This window comes from Lentisalinibacter sediminis (assembly GCF_040706615.1).
Classification (GTDB): domain Bacteria; phylum Pseudomonadota; class Gammaproteobacteria; order Steroidobacterales; family Woeseiaceae; genus Lentisalinibacter; species Lentisalinibacter sediminis.
The window spans coordinates 405490-420261 of the sequence record NZ_JAPDRF010000001.1 but is presented as its reverse complement, the minus strand read 5'-3'; the positions used below and the strand labels follow the sequence as shown (position 1 = coordinate 420261).

Sequence of the window (14772 nt, the reverse complement as noted above, 5' to 3'; positions counted from 1 at the left end):
GCGCCCGCTCAGCCGAGCCGGGCGACGAGTAATTCTGCAACGGCCGCGGCCACCGGGGCGCTCAATCTCTCCCCGTGGCACGCGGCACAGGGACCCCCGCCCGGCACCGGCCGCCCCTCCTCCGCGTAGCCCACCGCCTGAAATGTCCAGTGGCCCCTCAGGTTCTTCACCTGCCCGATGTGGCAGCCCACCGCGTCGAACACGGCGTGAAGGTCCTGACGGAGTTCCAGCAGCTGCAACCGCCGTGGCTCGGCGATCCGTTCCGACGCCTCGAAACGGAAACGTGCGACCCCGGACCCGCCCGGGGCGAACAGCGTGGTCAGCGGCGCAAAGCTGCGGCGGTGGTGCGGGGTCGGGCCGTGGCGCAGCAGGCCGAGGTAATGCTCATCGGTACCGTAACCCACGTTGGTCTCCCAGCCGTAGCCGGGGCATTCGGCTGCGAGTTCCCTCATCAGGCGGTCGCGGGCGACCTTGGCGATTACCGAGGCCGCGGCCACGGACAGCGAACGGCGGTCGCCCTTGACGACGGTCCTGACCCTGCAGTCGAGCTGCGGTGCGGCACGTCCGTCGACGATGGCCGCGTCCGGCGGCAGGCCCAGCGCCGAGACGGCCCGCTGCATGGCCAGCAGGTTTGCGCGGTAGATGTTGAGGCGGTCCACCTCCTCGACGCTGGCCATGCCGACCGCGGCATCGCCCAGGCCGAGGATAATGTCCCGAAAGCGTTCCCTCTGGTCGGCGCTGAGCAGCTTGGAGTCGGTCAGCCCACGCAGCCGGCGGGGCTTGGCGCCGGGCGGCAGGACCACGGCGGCGGCGACCACCGGGCCGGCGATGGGCGCGTAGCCCGCCTCGTCGATGCCGCAGACACGACCCTCGAACTCGCGCTCGATACTCAGCGTGGGCCATTTCGGGAGGGGCGTGCGGGCGGGCATCCTCCGGCGAGGTTAACCGAAACGGAAGGGGCTGTCTCGTTGTCCGCTTCGGTGCTGCTCCCGGCCGTCCCGCAGGGCCATTGACGAAGCTCAATGCAGCCTGCCGGCGCGGCTCCGACACTGACTCATGAAGGAAATCGGCGCGGCACGCCGCCGCCATGCTGGCAGGCCCGGCGCTGCACCGTGCGCCGAGCGTAAGAAACGGAAGGAGGCAAACTTGGAGCCGCGTGGCGCGGACAGCGGCGGACCACTGCGGACGTCCGGATTCGCTGCAGCGGTGTTCGACCTGGATGCCGTGCTGACCGGCACTCGGACCCTGCATGCCGAGGCATGGAAGCAGGCCTTCGACGGATTGTTCCGCACGATCGAGTCGCAAGCGGAGCGTCCGTTCTCCATCGAGACGGAATACGCCGCCTGCTGCCACGGTCGGCCACGGCTCGACGCCGCGGCCGCGGTGCTCGCAGCTCGCGACGTCCACCTGCCGAGGGGTGCGCCGGACGACGCCCCCGGTCACGGCAGCATCCACGCGCTGGCACGGCTGCAGCACGGGATTTTCCTCTGCCTGCTCGACGCCCGGGGCATCGATCCTGACTCCGGCCTCGGTCTCGTAGCAGAGTTCCGCCGGCGAGGACTGCGTACTGCGGTGGTGTCGCCGAGCGATAACTGCATACAGGTACTCGCAGCAGCCGGCGCGCTGGAACTGTTCGATGCGAAACTGGACGGCAGGGATGCGGAACGGGCCGCCCTGTCGGCGAAGCCCGCGCCGGATTTCCTGACCGTCATGGCCCGCGAGCTGGATGTGGCGGCCCGGCGGTGTATAGCGGTGGAAGACTCCGCGGCCGGGATCAGGGCAGCACGCAAGGCTGGCTACGGTCTGGTGATCGCGCTTGATCGGGACGGGACGGCCGAGGCAGAAGCGCTCACGGGTCTGGGTGCCGACACGGTTCTGGACGATCAGTGGCTTGACGAACTCGACGTGGAACTCGCCTCGCCTCTCAGCTCGCCACAATCGAAAGCTCTGGAAGATCGTCTTGGAGCTGCTGCTCCCGCGCTGTTCGTGGACTTCGAGGGCACCCTGGCGTCGAAAGCGGGACTTTCGCCCGACGGCCCGCGGGCCGGGCGGCTCAGGCGGACCCTCGCTCGGCTCGCCCGCCGCTACCCGACCGCGGTGATCAGCGAGTGCGATCTGGAGGCTCTGCGCCGCCAACTCGACGTGCCCGGCATCGTCTACGCCGCCAGTGACGGCCGGGACGTGGAGCTGCCGGACGGACGCCGCGAGCCCCGGCCACAATCTGCGGAGGGCATCGCCTGGGACCGGGGTGTCGCGTTGCAGCGGTTGCTGGACATCCTCGACCTCGCCGAGGATCACACGGTCGTCCCGGTCTATGTGGGAGACGACATCAGGGACGAGGACGGGTTCGCGGCAATCGACGAACGCGGTATCGGAATCTCGGTCGGACGCTCTCCCGGGTCGACCATCGCGCCCTTCACGCTACCGGACCAGGAGGCGGTGTGTCGGCTGCTGGCGTGGTTAAGCCGGCAGTAGCCGGTGACAGCTCAATCCCGCGCGAGCGCACGCAGCTTCTTACGGTCGCAGCAGAGGTGTTCGCCCCGCTCTGGCGACACTGCCTGCAGGATGCCGTCGCGCTTCAGCTCGGCCACGATGCGGCTGACGCTCTCGGGCGTCACGCCGAGCACCTCGCCCATGTCCTGGCAGGTGAGCAGTTCCACCTCGCCGTCCCCGAGGCCGTCCTCCAGGTTTTCCAGGTACAGGATGAGCCGCGCCACACGGCTCCTGATGCGGCCGGTCGAGAACTCCGTGATCCACACATCTGCCTGGCGGATATGCCCGTGTAACGACTCCAGCAGTTCGATGTAGCGGTGCGGCCTTTCGTCGCGCAGACGCCGCAGGTGGCTGGCCGGCCAGCATCGAACGTCCACATGCCCCAGTGTGACCGCACTGTGGGGAGACACGGCTTCGTCCCCCTCCGCGACCGGCATGCCCAGGACGGAGCCCGGCCCGTGCAGTCCCACGATGCGCGCTCGGCCGTTGGGCAGGTGCCGCACCAGCTTCACGAGGCCGTCGCGAATGACGTACACACTCGAGGCCTGGCTTCCCTCGCGCAGCAACATGGTCTCTGGCTCGAAATGTCTCTCGGAGGCCACCGAGACGGGAGTGCCATTCGCTCCCGCGGTCGGGTCTCCGTCGCCCGAGTCCCGTAACAGCCGGTTCTCGGGGATTATCTCTCTCGTGTCGACCGTATCGACAATCTGCATCATTCCGGACATTTTCCCGCGTCCCCTTGCGTCCCCTTGAGGCGATTCATACTGATTCCGGGGACAGATCCTCCCTTCGCCGCAGCGACTCGTCTGTCCCGCCCGTTCAGTGTGGCGGCAGGCGGTGCCGCTACCAATACCGGAATGGAGGTATAGGATCGTCGTGAAACGCTGACTGACGCAGGCCGGGCCCGTCTCGCGGGCCGCGGGACGGGCGTATTGAGAATCCGCAATGTAGGCCGGAGGCGGTACGGGCTAGGGTCCCGCCAATGGAAATTAGCAATTATTACGTTCCCGTCGCCCTGATCCTGCCTCTCATCGCAATCCTGGGCATCCTGTTCGTCACCCTCGGCATGAGTTTCGTCCTGCGCCGGCGGCGCAGGCGGGAAGAGCCGCAGGCCGACGACCGCCGACAGGACGGGGAGTCACGCTCGTCGTGAGCCGTCCCAGCCCGGCAGCCGATTGCCCGAGTTGCCGGGGGTTGCTAGCTGCCCGCCATCTCCCTGAGCTTCTCTGCCTGCTCTTCCGTTACGGGGTAGAAATGGCCGAGGCCGCAGGAAGCGCCCGGTGACAGGCCGAAGCCGATGCTCTGCATGACCGTGATGATGTCCATATGGCAGAGCTGGTTCAGCGAGGTCCGGTACATGAACGTGTCGTGCAGCGACAGCCCGGTGCACCGGTACGGCAACTGGTTGCGGTAGATGTCGCCGTTGCCCATGTGGAACAGGATATTGCGATCGTCGACCACCTCGGAACGCTCGATCCGGAGCAGACTCAGGCACTGCTGCGGCGGGCCCGACACGAGGTCGAGCGATTCATTCATCTTCTTGTCTTCTGCCGTCGCCTGTCCCGCCGCGAGCAGCAGGACACACGTCGCGGTGAAGAGAGCCGTGGTTCGCATGATTCCTCCCGATGAATGCTATGGCGCTACGCTAGGCCCCCCTGCCCGCGCGGGCATTGAAGAAGCGCAATCGAATCCGGGTTGCGGCGGTATCGTATTGCGTCCGCCGGGCCGCGGCCGCATCATCGCGTTCCACCGTTGCCCCGCCACGACCGAGGGAGTCCCGATGATCCACCGCACGCTAGACGTCCTCTCCTCCACCGCCACCTCTTTCCTGCGCGGCTTCAACGGCATCCAGGCCCACCCGGCTCTGGACAAGCCGGAGAAGATGCTGGAGCTCTACGAGTTCGAGGGCTGCCCGTTCTGCCGTCTGGTCCGGGAAGTGCTGACAGAGCTGGATCTGGATGCGGTCATCTATCCCTGCCCGAAGGGTGGCGAGCGCTTCCGGCCCGAGGTTCTGGCCCGAGGCGGCAAGGCGCAGTTCCCGTTCCTCGTGGACCCGAACACGGGAGCCAGCATGTACGAGTCCGCGGATATCATCGAGTACCTGTTCGTCACCTATGGCCGGCGCGACGTACCCCTGCGCTGGCAGGCGCAGAGCCTGCAGAAGTTCTCGTCCACGTTGGCCGGCATCCCGCGCTTCACCGCGGGCACCCGGGCCCGCCCCTCCGGCAGTCGTCCGGAACGGCTGCTCGAGCTCTACAGCTTCGAGTCGAGCCCGTTCGCGCGTGTCGTGCGCGAGCGGCTGTGCGAGTTGGAGATCCCCTATATCCTGCGCTCGGCGGGCCGGACGCAGGCGAGCGACTGGGTGCCGCCCGTCGTTCGCGACGCACTGGGCATGGAAGGCCAGCCGGAGCTGGAGAACCGCCGCGCACTGAAGTCCCGCGCCGGGCGCGTCTCCATCCCTTACCTGGTGGATCCGAACACGGACACCGAGCTGGCGGAGTCCGGCGATATCGTGGAGTACCTCGACCGCACCTACGGCTGACGCACGCCGCTCTCGTGTAGCCCCCCCCCGCGGTTCTAGAGGAAGAACTGGGCCAGGTAGGGATTGAGCAGGCGCCCGTCGGGATCGAGCCGCCGGCGCATCTTGCGGAAGAACTCGAGCCGGCTGCCCAGCGAGGCGGCGACCTGAGCGGTCGACAGTCCGTCCGTCTGGTCCAGGAACGGGATGCCGTTCCATTTCTCGGCGAAATCGGCGAACTCGAGCACGAAATCCTGCCATTGCGGACGGGGCGTGCTCACCGCCCGCAGCACGAACACCGGTCCGTCGAACGAGGGCGAGAGCAACGCGCTGCGGTCCTGGGCAAGCCGGTAGCCGACGGTGGGCATGTCGCAGCGGAACCGCGTACGGGCGTAGTAGTCCCGACAGAATTCCCGGTAGGCCTGCACGATCAGCGGGAACTCGGCCGCGGGGAAACACCAGCTGGAACACGCGAGCCGCCGGCCGCTCCGCCCCCCTGCACGGTCACCGCCCTGCTCTACCGCCGCGCTGCCGGCGTGGACGGGGGCGCTGAACAGCGTCTGCCCCGCACCGTTGATGCGGTCGATCATGCCGTAGCGCAGCGCCGGGATCGGCACGATCCAGGACATGGAGTTGGTCATCGCCGGCAGAATCGTGCTCTCGCCCCAGTCCTTGATCTTCCACAACAGGCGGTTGACCTGGGTGTCTTCGTCGCCGTTGCGGCGGAGTTCCAGATACACCTGATCGCGGAACGGCAGCAGGTAGAAGCGCAGGCCAAGGCTCGAGCCCAGCAGCCGGTCGGTGACGGCGGCCAGCTCGGCCGTGCTGCAACGCCGCCGCCGGATGGTGAAGGGGCTCATGGGCCGGACCCGCAACGTCACCTCGTGGATGACCCCGAGCAGACCGTAGCTCAGCCGGAACATGTCCAGCAGGTGCGGGCGGGACGCGTCGACGGTGAGCTCGCCGCCCTCGGGCGTCACGACCTTCATGCTGACGACCTGGCTGGAGAACAGACGGGTGCCGGCGCCGGTGCCGGGCCCGATGCAGGCGCCGGCCACTGCCCCGCCGACCGTTCGGCCCATCAGATCATGCCCGCCGGCCAGTTCGAGCCCGTAGCCCCCCAGTTCGTCGGCGAGGCGCTGCAACCGGAGTCCGGCCTGCACGGTGACGTGCTCGTCACCGATCTCGAGCACCCCATCGAGGGCCGTCATATCGATGACCGTGCCGCCCTCCGCCGCCGAGCAGGGCGTCGACGCGCTGCCGGCACCCATCGGACGGAGCGGTGCCGGGAGGCCCGACCCCGTCTGCAGCAGATCGCGCAGCGCCTCGGGCGTCTCGGGCTGGAGCACCGGCAGCACCGGCGTGCGGCGGCCGGCGCGCCGTGACGTGCCGGATCGAACATCGCGGTGGATCCAGTCGCGGACCCGGTCGTGGCTGGCTGCATCTCTCATCGGTGTCGTTCCTCCGCGGGACGGATCCCGCCAACGGACTGCGGCACGTTGCCGGTCATCGGTCCCGGAGCGGGAATGAGCGGAGGATGGCCCGGATGGGCGCGCGCGGCAGAACGCCGAATCGCGCTTCCGTCTGGCAGCTCCGCTGTCCCGGCAACGGCCGGGGACCGGTGGCTTTGCGACCCGCCCTTTCGAACGGTGTGCCTTTTTCAAACGAGGGCCGAGCGTCGCACGGTGCCGACAGACTGTCAATCGTGGGCAGAGCCCGACAGGTTCCGGCACGGCATGATGTCAAATCGCCGCGCGTTTTCCGTGCCGAACGAGGCAGCCTGACCCGCCGTTGCAGGGCCAGGCGCCTTCGGTTTGCCACTATGCCGGGCCCTCCCCGATGCTGCTTAAATGCCGTGGGTAACCGTCAAGAGTCCGGGAAGAAGAAATCGGGGAGAGCGATGTACATCAATCCGGAGTCCGTCCTGCGCTGGCTACACATCCTTGCGATGGTCTACTGGCTGGGCGGTGAATGGGGCGTCTTCCAGACGTCCTACAACGTGGCGAATCCGAAACTTTCACTGGACGAGCGCCGGCGGCATATGGAGACCGCCTACCGGATCGATATCCTCGCCCGCACGGGCATCATCCTGCTGCTGCCTCTCGGCCTGCACATGGGCTTCAACCTGGGAGTGCACGACTACGGCGGTGGCTGGCTGTGGATCGTGTGGATCCTCGCCTTCGCGTGGCTGTCGCTCACCTGGGCCGCGTTCGTGTACCGGGATACGGACCGGGGGCTGCGGCTCACCAAGATCGACGAGGCCATCCGCTACGTCGTCATCCCTGCGCTGTTCCTGGCCGCTATCTGGTCGTTTGTCACGGACTGGCCCTTCCGCGCGGACTGGTACTCCACCAAGGTGCTTGTCTACAGCCTGCTGCTGGTGATCGGTCTCGGGCTGCGATTCATCATGCGCCACTGGGTGCCGATCTTCCGCGAGCTCGCCGAGAAGGGGCCGAATCCGGCGCTGGAGCAACGGCTGGCGTCGGAGCTCGCCATCGGCCGCGGCATGGCCTACGTGTACTGGATCGGCATCGCCTCCGTGGCCTTTCTGGGCGCGACCAAGCCGTTCTGACGTGGACGTCGCGCCGCCATTGGCAAGACCCGCGTAAAAACGGGACAATGCGCGCGGGTTGAGCCGGGCGCCGGCGGCGCTATATCGGAGACATGAGCGGAGAAGAAATCAGCCGGATGAGCCTGGACGAGCTGCTGGTGCGCAACCGCAGCCTGCGCGCGCAGTTCAGCGACGATCCCGGCCTCCAGGAGGAACTCCAGGCACTGCAGCGCTGGCAGGCGGGCCGCCTGGAGCGAACCTACGCGGACCTGCAGGAGCGCGAGCGTTATCGCCCCGGCGTCGAGTTCTTCCTGGAGGAGCTCTACACCGACAAGGACTACCTCCCCCGCGACACCCAGCTCGAACGCGCCTCGCCCATCCTGAAGCGCATGCTGCCCGCCCAGGCCCAGGAGTCGATGCGGATGGCCGTGCAGCTGGAGGTGCTGAGCCAGGAACTCGACGGCGAGATGACGCGGGCGCTCGGCGCGGGCAAGGCGATCGACGAGGAGAGCTACGCCGAGGCCTACCGCACAGTCGGCCGCCGGGAGGACCGCGAGCGCCAGATCGGTTTCATCCTCGAGGCCGGCCGGGACCTGGAGCGCCTCGTGAAACTGCCCATGATCTATACCCTCATCCGCATGTCACACGGCCCGGCCCATCTGGCGGGCTTCGGTGCGCTGCACGACTTCCTGGAAGACGGCTTCAGGGCCTTCCGGGCCATGGGCGGCGCCGAGGAATTCCTGCAGACCATCGAGGACCGGGAAACCCGTCTCATGGAACGGATCTTCGCGGAGCATCCGCAGCCGTTCCGGCTCACCGACGACGACGAGGCGCCGCCGGCGGAGTCGCCGGCCTGAAGCCCCCTACTCGTCCCGCTGCAGGATCTCGATCAGCTCATCGGCCTCTTCCGGGTCCACCGGATGGAAACTGCCGAGACCGCAGCCGGCCCCGGGCCTGAGGCCTCCCGCAAAATCGGTCAGCACCGTGATGACGTCGAGATCGCACAGGCGCCCGGTGGGCACCTTGTACATGAAACGCTCTTCCCGGCCGAGTCCCGGGCACGCGCGCGGCAGCTGATTGCGATAGATCGTGCCGTCCTTCATGTAGAAGAAGATGTTCTCGTCATCGATGACCTTTGTGCGTTCGATGCGCATCAGCACTACGCAACGGACCGCCTCCGGATCATCGGCGGCGACATCGGTGGGCTTCGCTTCCCGCGGACCGGTGGCGGCACAGCCTGCGAGCAGCAGTATGGCCGCTGCGGCCAGCACGTTTCGTGGCCAGTTCCTGTCCATGTTCATAACCTTCTCCTTGTCCCGGCTTCCGCCGCGTATCCGTATGCCTGTTGGTATAGTACCGCGTGACCGCAGCCGTCAAGCAACCGGGAGAAGGAGGCCGGACGATGGACAGTGCTAAACCGGAGAGGATGCTGAAGGCGTTCATGCAGGGGCTGGAGAAGCGCAACGCCCACGAGCCCGAATTCATCCAGGCCGTCTGTGAACTCGCCCGCTCGGTGATGCCGCTGGTCCATGCCAATAGCGCCTACCGCCAGGCGCGCATACTCGAGCGCATGACGGAGCCGGACCGAATCATCGTCTTCCGCGTCACCTGGGAAGACGACAGTGGCAACGTGCACGTGAATCGGGCCTGGCGCGTGCAGTTCAACCGCGCGATCGGCCCCTACAAGGGCGGCCTTCGTTTCCACAAGACGGTGAACCAGAGCGTGCTGAAGTTCCTCGGCTTCGAGCAGACCTTCAAGAACAGCCTGACGGGCCTGCCGATGGGCGGCGGCAAGGGCGGCTCCAATTTCAATCCCAAGGGCAAGTCCGATCGGGAAGTGATGCGGTTCTGCCAGAGCTTCATGACCGAGCTCTTCCGTCATATCGGTCCGGACGTGGACGTGCCCGCGGGAGATATCGGCGTCGGCGGCCGCGAGATCGGCTACATGTTCGGTCAGTACATGCGCCTGACCAACGAGTTCGAGGGGGTGCTGACCGGCAAGGGCCTGTCCTACGGCGGCAGCGCGGTGCGCAAGGAGGCCACCGGCTACGGCGCAGTGTACTTCCTGCGCAACATGCTGGAGCGCGCCGACGAAGCCCTCGAGGGTAAGCGCATCGCCATCAGCGGCGCCGGGAACGTGGCCCTCTATGCCGCAGAGAAGGCCATCCAGGAAGGGGCGAAAGTGGTCACCCTCAGCGACTCTCACGGCCACATCCGCTGCGAGGCCGGTCTCGAGGCTGACGCTCTCGCGGAGATCAAGGAGCTGAAGTTCCGCGCGCGGGGTCGCCTCGCCGAGCTCGATGGCAGGATCAGCGGGATCGCCTACACAGAGGGCGAGGCGCCCTGGGGCGTGCCCTGCGACGTCGCCATGCCCTGCGCCACCCAGAACGAGATCGACGCGGAGGCAGCCGCCACGCTCGTGGATCACGGGCTGCTGGCGGTCGTGGAAGGAGCGAACATGCCCTCCACCGAGGAGGCCATCGAGTGCTTCCGCAAGCATCGGGTCCTTTTCGCGCCGGGCAAGGCCGCCAATGCGGGGGGCGTGGCCGTGAGCGGGCTCGAGCAGACCCAGAACGTGGCCCGGGTGAGCTGGCCGCGCAATGAAGTGGACCGGCGCCTGAAGGAAATCATGCGCGACATTCACGACAAGTGCACTCACGAGATGGAAGACGACGGTGGCATCGACTACCTCGACGCCGCCAACCGGGCCGGATTCCGCAAGGTCGCGGAGGCCATGCTGGCCTACGGCGTGGTCTGAATCCGGCCGCTACGTTGCCCGCGTTGTCCGGGCGGGCGAGAATGCTCTCATGGAGCTCCCCGACCTGCTCCTCCGCTGGCTCGCCGTCGCAACCCATGGCCTGCTGGCGGTCATCGGAGCGATACATGCCCTGCTGTACAAGCGCGATCCCCGTTCGGCGCTCGGCTGGATGGTGGTCTGTCTGGCGATCCCGTTCCTCGGCCCGCTCGGCTACTACATGTTCGGTATCAACCGGGTGCGCACACGGGCCAAGAAGCTGCGCGGTGGCCATTTCCGCATCGGTTACGAGAGCGGCGACATCATCACCCAGGAAGACCTGGCAGAGCACGAACCGGGGCGCGGCCATATCGGTGCCGTCGTCTCCCTGCGTCCGCTCCTCGAGGGCAACAGCGTCAGCGCCCTGCACAACGGCGAGGAGGCCTATCCCGCCATGCTGGAGAGTATCCACACGGCCGAACGCCAGGTGCTGCTCTCCAGCTACATCTTCGAGAACAACCTCACCGGCCGCCGGTTCGTCGACGCCCTGACGGCTGCGCGGGACCGGGGCGTCTCCGTCCGGGTCCTGGTGGACGGCATCGGCGAGCTCTACTCGTGGCCGCGAATCAGCAAGCTTCTCGCCCGTCGCGGACTGCCGGTGGCCCGCTTCCTGCCGCCGCGTCTGCTGCCGCCCACGCTGCACCTGAATCTCAGGACCCACCGCAAGATCCTGGCCGTCGACGGCCGCGTGGGTTACACCGGCGGCATGAACATCGGTGACCGCCACGTCGTCGGCGAGGACGGCCGCCGCCGGGTGGTGGATATGCATTTCCGGCTGGAAGGCCCCGTGGTGCGCCAGCTGGCCGATGCGTTCTGGGACGACTGGCTGTTCGCCACCGGCGAGCCGCCGGAGGAGACGCCCGAAGCCGACTGGTCCGTGGCAGCGGGACGAAAGCGCTGCCGGGTCATCACCGACGGTCCCAACGAAGACCTGGACCGCATCGCCCTCGTGATGCAGGGCGCCATCGCCGACGCCAAGCGCAGCGTCTGGCTCATGACGCCCTACTTCCTGCCCTCCCGTGAACAGGTGGCCCTGCTCCAGGCCGCCGCCATACGCGGCATCGAGGTGAGCGTCATCCTGCCGGCGAAGAACAACCTGATCTACATGCACTGGGCCACCCGCAACTCGCTGCTGGAACTGCTGCAGTGGGGTGTGCGCGTGTACTACCAGCCCGGGCCATTCGTCCACACGAAACTTTTTCTCATCGACGATGACTATTGTCAGATAGGTACGGCCAACGTGGACCCGAGGAGCCTCCGGTTGAACTTCGAGCTGGCCGTCGAGATTTTCGATTCGAGTTTCGCACGCAGCATGATCGAACACATGGAAGTGACGCGGGCCCGCTCCCGGCCGGTGAGCTATCGGGATATCGCCGACCGCTCGGTGCCGGTGCGGTTCCGCGACGCCGTCGCCTGGCTGTTCTCACCCTACCTCTGAGGTCCGATGCCACATGGTCAGACTGACGGAGAACATCGTGCTACCCGACGACGAGCTGGAGATGAGCGCCGTGCGCGCCGCCGGTGCCGGCGGGCAGGCCGTGAACAAACAATCCACCGCCATCCACCTGCGGCTGGACATCCCTGCCTCGTCGCTTCCGGCCAACGTCAAGCGGCGGCTGCTCGATCTCGGCGACCAGCGCATCAGCAACGAGGGCGTGCTCGTCATCAAGGCCCGGGAACACCGCAGCCAGCGGCAGAACCGGCGCGAGGCCGTCCAGCGGTTGCGCGAGCTCGTGCGCCTCGCCAGCGCCTCGCGCAAGCCCCGCGTCCCCACCCGGCCCGGTCCGGCCGCCAAACGGCGCCGCGTGGATGAGAAAAAGCGCCGCGGGACGGTCAAGTCCCTGCGGCGGAGTCCGCCCCGGGAGTGACCGGGGCAGCTTTCGTCTGTACCGCAACGTCCCTACCCTGCACGGAATATGAATAGTATGGATAAGATTCGTCACGGTCGCCCGGACCCGGTCACGCTGCCTGCCCTGTGGGTCGGCGTGCTGCCGATCCTGGTCGTCAATCTCTGCCTCGTGATCAGCATCCAGGCGCAGACCATCCCGAACTGCATCCCCTACCTGGAAGGCTGCACCTCGGTGAGCGCCGCCGGGCGTAACCCGCCGTCCATCTACCTGTTCCGCCTGGTGATGCTGCCGACGGCGGCGGCCCTGATCCTGTTCTGGGTCATCAATCACCGCTGGCTGGACCTGCTGCGGGGCGAGCCGGAGACCCGCGGCACGGTGATCCTGTGGCTGGGCGTGATCGGCGCCGTGTTCCTCGGCGTGTACGTGACCTTCCTCGGCACCGAGGGCGACTTCCAGCGGCTGATGCGCCGCTACGGCATCTACGTCTTCTTCGCCTTCACTGCCCTGGCCCAGCTGCTCACGGCCAGGGACATGCTGGCCAGCGCCACGAAACGGGGCGACCGGCGCATCCGGCTGCACGCCCTCATCATCCTGTGGCTGTGCGCCGGGATGCTCATGATGGGGCTCACGAACGTCGTGCTGAAAGCCATCCTGCCCGACCCGGATCAGGCCGAGAACGTCATCGAGTGGAATTTCGCCATCCTGATGCAGGCCTTCTTCCTGATCGCGTGGCGCTCCTGGAAGCACACGGGGCTGGAGGCGCGGATGCTGCTTCGCCCGCCGGAACGGCCGGCCGACGGCTAGCCGACCGGACTCAGGCGCTCACGCGCTTCGTCAGGAGGCGCTCCAGGTCCGCTACCTCCTCGTCCAGGAGGAAGGCACGCTGGTCCCGCCAGCCGGTCATCATGGTCAGGGCTGACTGGTTTACCAGCAGCGTGTCACGCTCCTCCGCGCTCGACACGTCCCAACCGGGCACGACGATCACGGAACGGATGGTGAGCGCCCGACCGAGCCCCGCCTCCAGCTCCCGGGTGAGGCGCGCAACCAGACTCCGCCAGTCCTTGAGGGTATGCGGCTCGCCTCCTTCGGCCCCGAACACGACGCTGCCGGCCTCCAGGCTTGCCGTCCGGTCTCCCCGCGGCGGCCGATCGATCACATGCACCGCATACAGGCCGTTTGTGCCGAGCACGATGTGGTCGATGCGGGTATCGCCGACCGGCACGCAGTGGAAGAGGTAGTTGCCACGGGCCGCGACATACTCGAGGCGCTGTGCAGTGGCGATGTGGGCATTCAGCGACCGCGCCGCCCGCAGCCGGGTCTGCAGGAGGCCGAGCAGCACGCGCACCTCGTAGGCGGCCACCGCCGCCAGGAACAGCGATACCAGCCACCAGGCCCAGGGTTGCAGGTCCGACCACCAGCGGTCGCTGCCGGCGAACAACAACGCCACGAAGACACTCAGCAGGACGAATGCGGCGGCCAGGTGCATCGCGGCACGGATATCCGTGTCCCGCAGCTGACGGCGGAGATCATCGCCGGGCTCGGTGCGTATGCCCACGCCGAGAGGTGATGGCCGGCGCAACAGGCCGCCCGCGACCTGCCAGCACTTGCTGGTCAGCAGGAACGCTGCGGCGAACGCCGCACCCGCGGTGAGAGAACTGACGATATGCGGATCCGGATACAGCATCCTGCTCCTGGTACGGATACCGCGAACATTGTAGGGCGCTCCGCGAGGAGACTGTCGTGAAACGGGTCACATCCCCGGTGCCGCCTCGGGTTACCTCAGCCGGGCTTGCGGAATTTCAACACCAGCCGATCCGTGCGACCCCGTATCCCCGGGTCGTACATGGGGGTGAGGCGTGTGTCCTGCGGGTTACTGAGGATGTCGCTGCGCTCCACCAGCTCGAATCCCGCGGCCTCGATCTCACGCGCGAGCCTCGCCTCGTCGATGCGGTGCAGCCGGCCGATCTCCGCGGTCGTGATGTCCGGGCTGCCTGCGTGATCCACCACGCCGAGGATGCCGCCCGGGCGGAGCGCCTCGCGGATGCGGCGCAGCATTCCGGGGCCGTCGATGCGCGGCCACGAGCCGTCGTCGGGCCGGAAATAGATGTCGTGATAGGCCAGAATCAGCAGCGCCACGTCGACGCTCCCCGCCTCCGGCTCGATGCCGGTCACAGGACCGTCCAGCCGTTTGACGTTGGCCAACCGCCCGCCGGCATAGCGCGCCGCGATCTCCTCGGCGGCATAGTCCAGATAGGCCCGGTTGTTGTGGGCGATGACCCGCCCGGACGGCCCGACGATGCGCGCCGTGATCTCCGTGTAATAGCCGCCGCCGGAGAAGACGTCCAGCACGGTCATGCCGGGTTCGATGCCGAAGAAGGCGAGTACTTCGCCGGGTTTGCGAACGGCGTCCCGCTCCCGGTCCGCGGCGGGGCGTGCCTCGGCTGCGAGTGCCAGCGTCACCGGATCGCTCCCCGCAGCACCCGGATCATCCGCAACATCATCTCCGCAGCCCGCGACCAGCAGAAGGGCCGTGAGAAGCGCAATGGCCCGCCGGAGGTTCATGGGC

Annotated in this window: 16 protein-coding genes and 1 riboswitch; of the genes, 9 read left to right on the top strand and 7 right to left on the bottom strand. The window is 67.4% G+C overall.

The annotated features are described in order from the left end of the window. Positions 1–8 precede the first annotated feature (8 nt). A complete protein-coding gene (locus tag ACJMKX_RS02050) occupies positions 9–929 on the bottom strand; it encodes a ribonuclease HII (protein ID WP_405220484.1) in 921 nt (306 codons plus the stop codon). Between the two features lie 217 nt (positions 930–1146). Here ACJMKX_RS02050 and ACJMKX_RS02045 point away from each other — a divergent pair, with 217 nt between their 5' ends. Continuing rightward, positions 1147–2475: an HAD-IA family hydrolase gene (locus ACJMKX_RS02045; RefSeq protein ID WP_405220482.1), complete on the top strand. Its 1329-nt coding sequence runs from the start codon at positions 1147–1149 to the stop codon at positions 2473–2475. A gap of 11 nt (positions 2476–2486) precedes the next feature. Here ACJMKX_RS02045 and ACJMKX_RS02040 read toward each other — a convergent pair whose 3' ends face one another. Continuing rightward, on the bottom strand, positions 2487–3209 hold the full coding sequence (locus ACJMKX_RS02040; protein WP_405220480.1) for a Crp/Fnr family transcriptional regulator: 723 nt from the start codon (positions 3207–3209) through the stop codon (positions 2487–2489). A gap of 266 nt (positions 3210–3475) precedes the next feature. Here ACJMKX_RS02040 and ACJMKX_RS02035 point away from each other — a divergent pair, with 266 nt between their 5' ends. Next, a complete protein-coding gene (locus ACJMKX_RS02035; protein WP_405220478.1) occupies positions 3476–3646 on the top strand; it encodes a hypothetical protein in 171 nt (56 codons plus the stop codon). 44 nt (positions 3647–3690) lie between these two features. Here ACJMKX_RS02035 and ACJMKX_RS02030 read toward each other — a convergent pair whose 3' ends face one another. Then, positions 3691–4107 carry a DUF6491 family protein gene (locus ACJMKX_RS02030; protein ID WP_405220476.1) on the bottom strand — a complete coding sequence of 139 codons (417 nt, stop codon included), beginning with the start codon at positions 4105–4107 and terminating at the stop codon, positions 3691–3693. A 166-nt stretch (positions 4108–4273) separates the two neighbouring features. Here ACJMKX_RS02030 and ACJMKX_RS02025 point away from each other — a divergent pair, with 166 nt between their 5' ends. Beyond that, complete coding sequence (locus ACJMKX_RS02025; RefSeq protein WP_405220474.1) at positions 4274–5035, top strand: glutathione S-transferase N-terminal domain-containing protein; 762 nt, start codon at positions 4274–4276, stop codon at positions 5033–5035. Positions 5036–5070: 35 nt separating this feature from the next. On the opposite strand, the gene ACJMKX_RS02020 is transcribed toward ACJMKX_RS02025, so the two are convergent. Next, a complete protein-coding gene (locus tag ACJMKX_RS02020) occupies positions 5071–6462 on the bottom strand; it encodes an FAD-binding protein (RefSeq protein ID WP_405220472.1) in 1392 nt (463 codons plus the stop codon). Between the two features lie 132 nt (positions 6463–6594). Beyond that, positions 6595–6677: riboswitch (cyclic di-GMP riboswitch) on the bottom strand. A gap of 234 nt (positions 6678–6911) precedes the next feature. Here ACJMKX_RS02020 and ACJMKX_RS02015 point away from each other — a divergent pair. Beyond that, positions 6912–7583, top strand: a complete 672-nt coding sequence (locus tag ACJMKX_RS02015) for a hypothetical protein (RefSeq protein WP_405220470.1) — start codon at positions 6912–6914, stop codon at positions 7581–7583. Between the two features lie 92 nt (positions 7584–7675). Then, positions 7676–8419 (top strand): FFLEELY motif protein, encoded by a 744-nt coding sequence (locus ACJMKX_RS02010; RefSeq protein WP_405220468.1) that lies wholly within the window; start codon positions 7676–7678, stop codon positions 8417–8419. A 6-nt stretch (positions 8420–8425) separates the two neighbouring features. Here ACJMKX_RS02010 and ACJMKX_RS02005 read toward each other — a convergent pair whose 3' ends face one another. Continuing rightward, on the bottom strand, positions 8426–8863 hold the full coding sequence (locus ACJMKX_RS02005; RefSeq protein ID WP_405220466.1) for a DUF6491 family protein: 438 nt from the start codon (positions 8861–8863) through the stop codon (positions 8426–8428). A gap of 101 nt (positions 8864–8964) precedes the next feature. Here ACJMKX_RS02005 and gdhA point away from each other — a divergent pair, with 101 nt between their 5' ends. The 4 genes from gdhA to ACJMKX_RS01985 are packed head-to-tail and all read left to right on the top strand — an operon-like array spanning position 8965 to position 13010. Next, positions 8965–10320: an NADP-specific glutamate dehydrogenase gene (gene gdhA / locus ACJMKX_RS02000; RefSeq protein ID WP_405220465.1), complete on the top strand. Its 1356-nt coding sequence runs from the start codon at positions 8965–8967 to the stop codon at positions 10318–10320. Positions 10321–10369: 49 nt separating this feature from the next. Beyond that, a complete protein-coding gene (locus ACJMKX_RS01995; protein WP_405220463.1) occupies positions 10370–11794 on the top strand; it encodes a phospholipase D-like domain-containing protein in 1425 nt (474 codons plus the stop codon). 13 nt (positions 11795–11807) lie between these two features. Further along, a complete protein-coding gene (arfB, locus tag ACJMKX_RS01990) occupies positions 11808–12224 on the top strand; it encodes an alternative ribosome rescue aminoacyl-tRNA hydrolase ArfB (protein WP_405220461.1) in 417 nt (138 codons plus the stop codon). Between the two features lie 57 nt (positions 12225–12281). Beyond that, positions 12282–13010 carry a hypothetical protein gene (locus tag ACJMKX_RS01985; protein ID WP_405220459.1) on the top strand — a complete coding sequence of 243 codons (729 nt, stop codon included), beginning with the start codon at positions 12282–12284 and terminating at the stop codon, positions 13008–13010. A 10-nt stretch (positions 13011–13020) separates the two neighbouring features. On the opposite strand, the gene ACJMKX_RS01980 is transcribed toward ACJMKX_RS01985, so the two are convergent. After that, positions 13021–13890: a hypothetical protein gene (locus ACJMKX_RS01980; protein ID WP_405220457.1), complete on the bottom strand. Its 870-nt coding sequence runs from the start codon at positions 13888–13890 to the stop codon at positions 13021–13023. A gap of 95 nt (positions 13891–13985) precedes the next feature. Then, positions 13986–14768 carry a class I SAM-dependent methyltransferase gene (locus tag ACJMKX_RS01975; protein ID WP_405220455.1) on the bottom strand — a complete coding sequence of 261 codons (783 nt, stop codon included), beginning with the start codon at positions 14766–14768 and terminating at the stop codon, positions 13986–13988. Between the last annotated feature and the right edge of the window lie 4 nt (positions 14769–14772).